We start from the raw sequence: 10,178 nt of genomic DNA on the forward strand, positions 1-10,178 counted from the left end.
GGTTAACACCGTTCCAAAGGTGGCGTGCGCCGGGATGAAACACAAGGGGTTGCAGCGGATTTAGGCGCCTTGCTCCGCCGGTTGCGGCGGTGCAGCGGGGCGCAGGATCCGGGGCCAAAATTCTAGCCCGCCCGAGACCGCGTCCGCCGTATCCTGCACCGCTTCGAGCCAGTAGGACAGCGGGGTTGCCGCCGTTAGATCGAGATCGGCTTCGACCGTGCCATCTTCCTGATGCATTACGCCCATGAGGCGCTTGGCGATCCGGCGCATCGGCAGGTTTTCGGGCAGGCAGAGCATAGTGAGGCGTTGCGCGCCGCGATTGCGCGCAATCGTTACCGCCCGCGCCGCAAGCTCGCGCCCCAGGCCAGCCCGTTGAAACTCCGGCTCGATGGAAATCGCGAGTTCGGCCCGCGCTTCGGGTGAGGGCAAGGGCGTGTCGAAGGCAAGTTCGACAAAACCGCGCAAGGTTGCCGCGTCAAAGACGCCGACCGCCACCGTGCGCGTCCAATCAAGCCCGGCATAGCGCTTTTCGATCCACTCGGAACTGACCGTGCTGTGAAAGCGCAAGCGCCGATCCGACGCGGGCAAACGACACAAATGCGCCGCCATGGCCGAGGCATCGGTTGGTCCGAGTTTGCGGAAATGACCCATATTACCCTCCTCGCCCTGCCCCGAAAGGCAGGATTGCATAGGTCCGGTTACGGATCGTTTTCTCCCAAGGCTCTTTTCTTGCAATGCCGTAAGAACGGCCAAAAAAGAGCCAAAATCTCAGACTTTCCTGAGAAAGCGCGATATTGCAGCGCAGCATTTTTGCTGACTACATAGGTAACGTCGCCTGACGTTTTCGTCAAGAGGTTGGGAGCGCGGAGAGGGTGACGAAGATGTTTCCGGGCGCTAAGGTGCGTTGCAAAAAGTGCAGGTGGTAGCGCCGCAGAAAGGACGCACTCGATGGATGTGATGACGGTCAGCGCGCTGCTCGCGGGGGTCGGCTGGCTTTTGGGCGGCCCCTTGGGCGACCTCATTCGCGATTACGTCGGCGATGCCTATCAAACGCTCACCGCCGAAAAACCCCTGCCGCCGCCCGATCAAGCGGTGAAATCCATCGCCTTCACCATTGGCGTTATCGCCCTTTCGGCGAAAATGGCCAAGGCCGACGGCGCGGTGACGGACCCAGAAATCTCGGCGTTTCGGAAAATCTTCACGGTATCGCCGGAGGAGGCGGAAAACGCCCGCCGGGTCTTCGATCTCGCCCGCCGCGATACTGCGGGCTTTGAAACCTACGCCCGCCAAATTGCCGCGCTGTTCGTGCCGGGCTCGCCAGTGTTGGAAGAGCTTTTGGGCAGCCTTGCCGCCATCGCCCGCGCCGACCATGAGATTCACCCGGCGGAAATCGCCTATCTTCAGCAGGTTGCGGCGATTTTCGGTTTCGAAGGAACCGCGTTCCGGGGGGTGCTTCAGCGCCATCTGGGGCTTGCCGCGAGTTTAGAGGATCCCTATGGGGTTTTGGAGCTGCCCGCGAGCGCGTCTGATGCCGACCTCAAAGCCGCTTATCTGCGCCTCGTCAAGGAACATCACCCGGATCGGCTGATTGCCGAAGGGCTGCCGACGGAGGCCATCGGCCTTGCGACCGAAACGCTGGCATCAATCAATACCGCCTGGGATAAAATCAAACGGGAGCGGGGAATTTCGTAATCCCCCGCTCCCGCGTTACGCCCTTACTTCTTCTTCGCGGTCTCGATTCCGGCAAGGATCAGTTCCTTAGCCTTTTCCGGGCCTTCCCAGCCCAGCACCTTCACCCACTTGCCCTTTTCAAGGTCCTTATAGTGCGTGAAGAAATGCGAGATCTGGTCGATCAGGATTTCCGGCAGGTCGGTATAGGCTTCGACATCCTTATAGGCGGGCCAAAGCTTGGTCGCCGGAACCGCAAGGATTTTTTCATCCACACCACTTTCGTCTTCCATCAGCAGCACGCCAACGGGACGGGCGCGGATGACGCAGCCGGGCACCACCGCATGATCCGTGACGACCATGATATCCACGGGATCGCCGTCGCCGCTCAGCGTATGCGGGATGAAGCCGTAGTTCACCGGGTACACCATCGAGGTATGCACGAAGCGATCGACGAACAGCGCGCCGCTGTCCTTATCGATCTCATATTTCACCGGCGGCAGGCCGCGCGGATTTTCGATAATGACGTGCACATCGTCGGGCGGGTTCGGGCCGATGCTGATTTTCGACAGGTCCATCTTTTCCATCCAGGCCAAAAAAAGGAATTTGCGGATGAGGCAATAGCAGGCGCTTGTGTTCCAAGGCAAGAGAGCTTACCTGCGACCAATGACGCGCGCGTTGGGAGAGGCAGAGATGGTTGAGGTCGAGTTTCGCAATCTACCCGTTCCAATTGTGCCACGAACCGCCGACGAGGCCCAGCATCAGGCGCGGATGGTCGATGCCGGTTTCTGGCCCAAGCTGCACCGCCTCGCCACCCGTTTGCCCTTCGCCGAAGATTTGCTCGCGGCCTGGTACGCCAGCCGCGACCCGAAAACGCCGCGCAAAGTGAAAATCGGCCTAACAGCGGCGCTCGCCTATTTCATCCTGCCCATCGATACGGTGCCCGATTGGATCGCCGGGCTCGGGTATGGCGATGATTTTGCGGTCTTGCTCGCCGCGATACGGCTTGCCGCCGATGCGATAAAGGACAGCCACCGGGCCTCAGCGCGGGAAAAACTCGACCGATTGCGCCAGGATTAACCCCAGCCTCTTAGCCTCGGCGGGCAAGAACGGATTCGCGCCAGGCGATATAGCAGGTGGAGACGGTGATAATCCCCGCGCCGACAAAGGTTAGCACATCGGGAATTTCGAAAAACACCAGATAGGCCAGCACCGCCGTAAACGGCAGGCGCAGATAATCAAAGGGCATCACCATCGAGGCGTCGACCAGACTATAGGAGCGGGTCACGGCGATCTGGCCGAGGGTTCCCAGAACACCGATGAGGATCATCACCGCCCACATGGTTGGGCTCGGCGACTGCCAGACATAGAGTGCTGGGATGAGCACAATCGGGGTCGTCAGCAGCGAGAGATAGGCGACGATGGTCATTGAGGATTCCGTTGCCGAGAGGCGCTTCACCGTCAAAATTGACCCTGCCGAGGCCGCCGCCGCCCCCAGCGCCACCATCATATCGAGACTGAGCGGCACCTGCCCCGGTCGCAAGATGACCAAAACGCCGATGAACCCCACCACCAGCGCGGCAATCCGGCGCAGGCGCAACACTTCGCCTAAGAACAGCGCCGCGCCCAAGGTTACGAACAGCGGCGCGGTAAAGCTGAAGGAAACACTATCGGCCAAGGGCAGATGGGCCGTGGCATAAAAGCCGGCCAAAAGCCCCGCGACGCTAAAAACCGTCCGCAGGGCATAAGCCGGGAGATTATTGGTGCGCAGCACCGTCAATCCTTGGCGCATCACAATCGGCACCAACAAAGGAATCCCCATTGCAATCCGCACAAAAGCCACTTGGAACGGATGCAGTTCCACCGTCGTCACCCGGATAAGCAGGCCCATCGTGGAAAATACCATCCCGGCAAGGATCATCCAGATCGCCGCCTGTACGGGCAACGCACAGCGCTTGATTGCCGCATCAAAACTAGAATAGGGATGGGTAAGGAGAAGCGGCATCGGCATAAAGCAATTCCTCGGGCGATAAACCCAAGGCTTTCCGGCTGAATCGGGGCGCTTTCATCCTGGTCCGATAAACCACTGGTTTGGTGTGAAACTAAAGGAACCCAGCTATGCAGTTTCTGGTCATTGCCCGCGATGGCACCGACGCCGACGCCCTCGCCCGCCGCATGGCTACGCGCGAGGCCCATCTGGCGAATGTGAAAAAATATAAGGACGCGGGCGAAGTGCTGATCGGCGGCGCCTTGCTAAGCCCCGAAGGGACCATGAACGGCAGCGCGCTGATCGCAAGCTTCCCCGACCGCGCCGCGCTGGACGCCTATCTTGAGACCGATCCCTACACCGTAAACGGCGTTTGGAAGAGCTTCGAGATCACCGAAATGAAAGTTGCTAACCTCTAAGCTTTATGTCGCCGAGACGATCCGATCGATCTGACCGCGCGTGTCTGACACGAGGGTTGCGATTTGACTGGCCGACCCGGAGGAGCGGGCGGCGAGGCTTTTGACCTCGCTCGCCACGACGGCAAAGCCCTTTCCCGCGTCGCCCGCCCGTGCCGCTTCAATCGTGGCATTGAGCGCTAGCAGATTGGTTTGTCCGGCAATGCCGCCGATCTCCCCCGCGACATCGGCCACCCGATCCAGCACGGTGCGGAGCACCCTCGCCGATTCTTCCAAGCTGCGGCGACGGTCGGAGACATCGGTTGCGTACATCACCACGCCGGACAGTTCCCCGCGCATATCAACAATCGGCTGAAAACTGGCCTGAAGCAGTGCCTCGCCACCATGATGGCGATAGCTGACATCCGTCGAGACATCGCGGCCATTTTTAAGGTCAGCCTGTTGCGTACTGCTCAGCAACTGGTCAAGCCGGAATGCCCCCTTTAAATCCGCAATATTTTCTGCCCCTAAACAGGTCAGCAGCAACTCGTTTGCATCGGTCAACTCGCCCGCAGACGACCATTCGGCCACAATCGTGCGGCGGCGGATGGCGACCATACGGGAGTTATGCTCCATAGCTTGGGTTTTCGTCGCCGTGATATTGGCCTGAATTGAGACAAACCGTTCGAGATTTCCGTGCTTATCGAAGATGGGGTTGATCGAGAGCGACACCCAGTAGGGCTCGCCCGTTTTGCTATAGTTCAGAATTTCTTCGTATAGCGGCTCGCGACGCGTTAGATGATCGCGGATGCGCTTTACCGTCGCGGCGTCGGTATGCTCGCCCTGAAGGAGCGCGCCGGGGCTCTTGCCAATCGCCTGTTCGGATGTCCAGCCCGTGAGCTTCGTGAAGCCAGGATTGACGTATTGGATGCGCCGGTCGGCCCCCGTGATAATCACCGAATTATCGGTTTCATCGGCCACCAGCGAGAGGAGGGAGAATTTTTCCCGGCGCAGCATCTCGTCGGAAATATCGGTGGCGAATTTTACGATTTTGCAGGGTTTGCCGTTGGCATCGAGAATAGGATTATAGGTAGCTTGGATCCAAATTTTGCGGCCATTCTTACCATAGCGCAGAAACTCGGCCGTTTTCGCCTCGCCCCGCCCAAGCTCCTCCCAAAAACGCTTGTATTCAGAGGATCGCGCGTATGTATCATCGACGAATAGGCGGTGATGTTTTCCTTGAATGTCGGCCAGAGTGTAGCCAAACGATGCCAGAAAATTCGGATTCGCCGTTAGAACCGTTCCATCAAGCGTGAATTCGATTACGGCCTGGCTCTTGCTAATGGCAAGGAGTTGCCCGGCCCGATCGGCATTGATTTGCTTTTCGGACGTAATATCGGAGGCGAATTTCACCACCTTGAACGGTTTACCTGCCATATCGAGAATCGGGGTATAGGCGGCCTGCAACCAAATCGGCCGGCCACCTTTGGCAAAGCGCCGGAACTCGCCCGACTGAAACGCACCCGCGCCTAAGCCTGCCCAAAAATCCCGATACTCGGCACTTGCCCGCTCGGCAGGATCGACGAAGAGACTGTGATGTTGGCCCTGTACTTCATCAAGCGTGTAGCCCATCGTTTTTAAGAAGACGTCATTGGCCGTCAGAATAGTGCCGTCAATATTAAATTCTATAACAGCTTGGCTTTTATTAATCGCATCGATTTGGCCGATATAATTGGCGGTATGCTGTTTTTCCTTGGTAATATCGGTCGCAAATTTCACGATCTTGATCACCCGACCCCGCCAATCTAACACCGGGTTATAGGTGGCCTGGATACAGACCTGCCGACCGCCTTTGCCAATCCGCCGATATTCGGCGGATTGGAACTCCCCCCGCCGCAGCCCCTCCCAAAAGCGCTGATACGCGGGCGCTTGCGCCTCGTCGGGGTCTACGAACAAACGGTGATGCTGTCCGCGAATTTCAGCTAACTGATACCCGTAAATCCGAAGTAAATTTTCGCTGGCACTCATCACTTTGCCATCGGGTTGAAACTCGATCCTTGCCTGCGATTTATCAAGCGCAACAAAGAGCCCCTTCAAATCAAGATAGCGACGTGTGGAAATGAGTCGGATCATTCCGTTACCCCCCCAAGAATGTGTAAAGCGACCCTTCGATATTCCGAATGGCCCCCAACGAATGTGAGCGATTAGCTTATCGGTCAAATCTGAAGGGAGCGTAAATTTTTAGAATAATTCTAGACATATGCTTGTTTATGGCTATGGCAGGTTCTTAATGAGAAACTGAAGCCGATCTCTCTTTATAGAATTCATTTAACCATCAATATAAATTCAATTTAAAATGATTCGGGCGGATAATTAGAATAATTTCCAAGACTTATTTCGAATAAAAATAAATGATTGCGCCGCCATTTAATGCCTATAGGCCGCAAAAAACAGGGAATTATTAGAAAAAAGCTGCGGTGGAAGCCTTACGCTCCCACCGCGCGATAGTTAAACCGCTACCGTAAACGGCGCGCCGGTTTTTGCTTTCACCTCGTCCACCGTCACCCCATCGGCAAGACCGATGAGGGTGAGACCGCCGTTTTTGCGATCGATATCGAACACGGCCAGATCGGTAATCACCCGGTCCACCACCTGCGTGCCCGTGAGCGGCAGCGTGCAGGCGGGAAGGATCTTCGGGCCGCCGTCCTTATCGGTATGCTCCATGACGACGACGACGCGCTGAACCCCAGCGACGAGATCCATCGCCCCGCCCATGCCCTTAACCAGCTTGCCGGGAATCATCCAATTGGCAAGATCACCATTGGCCGCCACCTGCATCGCGCCCAAAATGGCGAGATTGACGTGACCGCCGCGAATCATGCCGAAGCTGGTGGCGCTATCGAAAAAGCTCGATTGCGGCAACGCAGTTACCGTTTGCTTACCGGCATTGATGAGGTCCGGGTCTTCCTCCCCCTCGTAAGGAAAAGGCCCGATGCCGAGCATGCCGTTTTCGCTTTGCAGCGAGACTTCCATGCCGTCGGGAATATAATTCGCCACCAGGGTCGGAATCCCGATCCCAAGGTTAACGTAGAAACCGTCGCGCAACTCTTGCGCCGCGCGCGCGGCCATTTGATCGCGGGTCCAAGCCATTGTTCTGCTCCGATCCGGGTTAGGCGCGCTTGCGCGTGGTGCGTTGTTCGATGCGCTTTTCGGCATCGGGCACATGGACGATGGCATTCACGAAAATGCCCGGCGTATGCACCGCATCGGGATCGATCTCGCCGATCTCCACCAGATGCTCGCACTGAACCACGGTGAACTTGCCCGCCGTTGCCATCGGCGCGTTAAAGTTCCGCGCCGTCTTACGGTAAACAAGATTGCCCTCGCGGTCGGATTTCCAGGCGTGAACGATCGACAAATCAGCGACCAGCCCGGTTTCCAGCACGTAGTTTTCGCCATTGAACGCGCGCACGTCCTTGCCGTCGGCCACGATCGTGCCAACGCCGGTCTTGGTGTAGAAGCCGGCAATCCCCGCCCCGCCAGCGCGGCAGCGTTCGGCCAGCGTGCCTTGCGGATTGAACTCAAGCTCCAACTCGCCCGAGAGGTAAAGCTGGGCAAAAAGCTTATTCTCCCCAACGTAGGACGAGATCATTTTTTTGATCTGGCGGGCTTCCAGCAGCGTGCCGAGGCCAACGCCATCGATGCCGCAATTATTGGAAATCACCGTGAGATTCTTTGTCCCGGCAAGTTTAATGGCGGCGATCAAGGCATCTGGAATACCACAGAGGCCAAAGCCCCCGGCCATGATCGTCATGCCGTCGAACAGGTGCCCGGCCAGGGCCTCGACGGCGGTCGCGTGGACCTTATTCATGCGATTCAGTCTCCCCTCTGAGTGTCGCAGCGCTTCCGGTTCGGAAGCCTTCTTAACAAGCGGCCTCTCCCAAACGGGGCATTTTGCCGCCCCGCCTCGTGAGAGGCCTTCACCGCGACGCAGTGTCGGGGGAGTGAGGCCGGGCGTCAATCACCCTTAATGCGCAATTTTATGTCGCACACCCCGGCCTCTTTCGCGGCCTACTCCCCCAAGGTTCGACAGGCCGGGCAGAAACGCTTATATAGCCTGGGATAAAGGGACGCACGGTAAGGGGCAGGCGATTGTGGATACGCTGTTTTGGCAGGCGGTTTTTCTCGGTCTTGTGGAAGGGCTCACGGAGTTCCTGCCCGTCTCTTCCACCGGGCACCTTATTCTGCTCGGCGATTTGATTGGCTTTGAAGGCCCGCCCGGCAAAGTGTTCGAAATCGTCATTCAACTCGGGGCGATTTTGGCCATTGTCGTGCTTTATTGGCGCAAGCTGTTCGGTGTTTTGCTCGCCGCGCCAAGGGATAAAGCCGCGCAACGGTTTATTCTGGTGATCTTGCTGGCCTTCCTGCCCGCCATGGTGATCGGGGCCGGGGCGCATAGTTTCATTAAGAGCGTGCTGTTTTCTCCCTGGGTCGTCTCCATCGCCCTTATTCTGGGCGGGATTGCCATTTTGGTAATCGAGGGGCGCGGCACGCCGGAGCGCTATCACGATATCGCCGAGATGCCGCCGAAAACCGCGCTCGCCATTGGCTTTATCCAGTGCCTCGCCATGATCCCCGGCGTCTCGCGCTCCGGGGCTACCATTTTGGGCGCGCGCCTGATGGGGCTTGAGCGCAAAACCGCCGCCGAGTTCAGCTTTTTCCTGGCGGTGCCGACCATGGCCGCCGCCACGGTCTATGATCTTTATAAAAACTGGTCGCAGCTTTCCTTCGAAGGCGGCGCGGTGATAGGCGTCGGTTTTGCGGTCGCTTTCCTCACGGCGCTGCTCGTTGTGCGCGTCGCGGTTAGCTTCATCGCCAAGCATGGTTTCACCCCCTTCGCCTGGTATCGCATCGCGGTCGGGGCGTTGATGCTTGGCTTACTGATTGCCCGCTAGCCCTATGACCGCCGCGCCCGATCCGTGGGGCCAGCTTATGGCCGCCGCCCAAGACGGGGATGCGGCGGCCTATCGCCAGCTACTGAGTGAAATTCTGCCGTTCGTCCGCGCTCTGATTATCCGCCAAGTGGGCCGGGCCGACGAGGATGCCGCGCAGGAAGCGCTGCTGTCGCTGCATCTGGTGCGCCATACCTATGATCCCGCACGCCCGTTCAAACCCTGGCTGGCGGCGATTGTGCGGCACCGCCTGCTCGACGAGCTGCGCCGGATCAAACGCCGCTCGGCGAAAGAAACGACCGTCGATGATTTCGATGTAACTTCTAACCGGCTGGTGACGAATAGCGATCAGGAAGCCGTGGATGAAGTGCAGGCCTTGCGGCATGCGTTGGATCAGCTTCCCGAAGCCCAGCGGCAGGCCATCGTGCTGCTGAAGCTTCAAGATAAGTCGTTAGCGGAAGCGGCTCTGGAAATGGGTACGAACATCGGCGCGTTGAAAGTCTCAGTCCATCGGGCGCTCAAACGCCTCAAAGGGCTGATGGGGAGCGAATAGCATGGAGAGCACCCACCTTATCGATCTCTTGAGCACCGAACTTGCGCCGGTGAAACGCCTGCGCCCGCCGTTTGCGCGCGCGCTGCTATGGTTGGGCGCGGTTGGGCTGTTCTTAGGGATCATCATCTGGGTTAGCGGCCTGCGCCCCGATCTTTCGGTGCAGATGGACAAAACCCGCTTCATCGCTGAAACCACCGCGATTTTGCTGACCGGGATCATCGCGGCCTTTGCCGCCTTCAGAGCAGCCATTCCCGGCACCCCCGGTTGGACCCTCCTAACGCCCATCCCCACGCTGCTGCTGTGGTTGCTGTTCCTGGGGAAAGGCTGCCTGGATGATCTGGATAGCGGGCGTTTCGCCTGGGCCATTTCCACCCATTGCCTACAACAAATCGGCTGGACCGGGCTGGTTTCCGGTGTGCCGATGCTGGTGATGCTGCGCCGCGCCGCGCCCTTACAGCGGGTGCCGCTGGCCGTGCTGGCCGGGCTCGCCTCGGCCGCGCTCGCCGCCTTCGCCATGAGCCTCTACCATAGCTACGACACTAGCGTGATCGTGCTCATCAGCCACGGGCTGATTATCAGCGGCTTGGTGGTGGGTTTTGGCCTGATTGGGCCTGCGGTGCTGC

Annotated in this window: 12 protein-coding genes; 6 read left to right on the forward strand and 6 right to left on the reverse strand. The window is 58.5% G+C overall.

Annotated features, from left to right (window positions below; translation table 11 throughout):
* Positions 1 to 60 precede the first annotated feature (60 nt).
* A complete protein-coding gene (locus ACIQ36_RS05380) occupies positions 61 to 651 on the reverse strand; it encodes a GNAT family N-acetyltransferase (RefSeq protein WP_395826648.1) in 591 nt (196 codons plus the stop codon).
* Between the two features lie 297 nt (positions 652 to 948).
* Here ACIQ36_RS05380 and ACIQ36_RS05385 point away from each other — a divergent pair, with 297 nt between their 5' ends.
* Positions 949 to 1,692, forward strand: coding sequence for a TerB family tellurite resistance protein (locus ACIQ36_RS05385; protein WP_395826650.1), 744 nt, complete (start codon positions 949 to 951; stop codon positions 1,690 to 1,692).
* A 23-nt stretch (positions 1,693 to 1,715) separates the two neighbouring features.
* On the opposite strand, the gene ppa is transcribed toward ACIQ36_RS05385, so the two are convergent.
* Positions 1,716 to 2,246, reverse strand: a complete 531-nt coding sequence (ppa, locus tag ACIQ36_RS05390; RefSeq protein ID WP_395826651.1) for an inorganic diphosphatase — start codon at positions 2,244 to 2,246, stop codon at positions 1,716 to 1,718.
* A gap of 115 nt (positions 2,247 to 2,361) precedes the next feature.
* On the opposite strand from ppa, the gene ACIQ36_RS05395 reads away from it, so the two are divergent.
* Positions 2,362 to 2,748, forward strand: a complete 387-nt coding sequence (locus ACIQ36_RS05395; protein ID WP_395826653.1) for a YkvA family protein — start codon at positions 2,362 to 2,364, stop codon at positions 2,746 to 2,748.
* Positions 2,749 to 2,758: 10 nt separating this feature from the next.
* Here the strand turns inward: ACIQ36_RS05395 and ACIQ36_RS05400 are convergent, their stop codons facing one another.
* The gene (locus ACIQ36_RS05400; RefSeq protein ID WP_395826654.1) at positions 2,759 to 3,679 is read right to left on the reverse strand and encodes a DMT family transporter; all 921 of its coding nucleotides are present in this window, start codon (positions 3,677 to 3,679) and stop codon (positions 2,759 to 2,761) included.
* Between the two features lie 107 nt (positions 3,680 to 3,786).
* On the opposite strand from ACIQ36_RS05400, the gene ACIQ36_RS05405 reads away from it, so the two are divergent.
* Positions 3,787 to 4,074, forward strand: a complete 288-nt coding sequence (locus ACIQ36_RS05405; RefSeq protein WP_395826656.1) for a YciI family protein — start codon at positions 3,787 to 3,789, stop codon at positions 4,072 to 4,074.
* Positions 4,075 to 4,077: 3 nt separating this feature from the next.
* Here ACIQ36_RS05405 and ACIQ36_RS05410 read toward each other — a convergent pair whose 3' ends face one another.
* The 3 genes from ACIQ36_RS05410 to ACIQ36_RS05420 form a co-directional block, all read right to left on the reverse strand.
* Complete coding sequence (locus ACIQ36_RS05410) at positions 4,078 to 6,183, reverse strand: PAS domain S-box protein (RefSeq protein WP_395826658.1); 2,106 nt, start codon at positions 6,181 to 6,183, stop codon at positions 4,078 to 4,080.
* A 375-nt stretch (positions 6,184 to 6,558) separates the two neighbouring features.
* Positions 6,559 to 7,200, reverse strand: a complete 642-nt coding sequence (locus tag ACIQ36_RS05415) for a CoA transferase subunit B (protein WP_395826659.1) — start codon at positions 7,198 to 7,200, stop codon at positions 6,559 to 6,561.
* A 19-nt stretch (positions 7,201 to 7,219) separates the two neighbouring features.
* The gene (locus ACIQ36_RS05420) at positions 7,220 to 7,921 is read right to left on the reverse strand and encodes a CoA transferase subunit A (protein WP_395826661.1); all 702 of its coding nucleotides are present in this window, start codon (positions 7,919 to 7,921) and stop codon (positions 7,220 to 7,222) included.
* Between the two features lie 280 nt (positions 7,922 to 8,201).
* Between ACIQ36_RS05420 and ACIQ36_RS05425 the strand changes: the two genes are divergently transcribed.
* The 3 genes from ACIQ36_RS05425 to ACIQ36_RS05435 all read left to right on the forward strand — a co-directional run.
* The gene (locus ACIQ36_RS05425) at positions 8,202 to 9,005 is read left to right on the forward strand and encodes an undecaprenyl-diphosphate phosphatase (protein WP_395826668.1); all 804 of its coding nucleotides are present in this window, start codon (positions 8,202 to 8,204) and stop codon (positions 9,003 to 9,005) included.
* A gap of 4 nt (positions 9,006 to 9,009) precedes the next feature.
* Positions 9,010 to 9,555 (forward strand): sigma-70 family RNA polymerase sigma factor, encoded by a 546-nt coding sequence (locus ACIQ36_RS05430; protein WP_395826663.1) that lies wholly within the window; start codon positions 9,010 to 9,012, stop codon positions 9,553 to 9,555.
* 1 nt (position 9,556) lies between these two features.
* On the forward strand, positions 9,557 to 10,178 hold a 622-nt coding region (locus ACIQ36_RS05435), incomplete at its 3' end, for an NrsF family protein (RefSeq protein ID WP_395826664.1).

The organism is Elstera sp. (genome assembly GCF_044372965.1).
Lineage (GTDB): Bacteria > Pseudomonadota > Alphaproteobacteria > Elsterales > Elsteraceae > Elstera.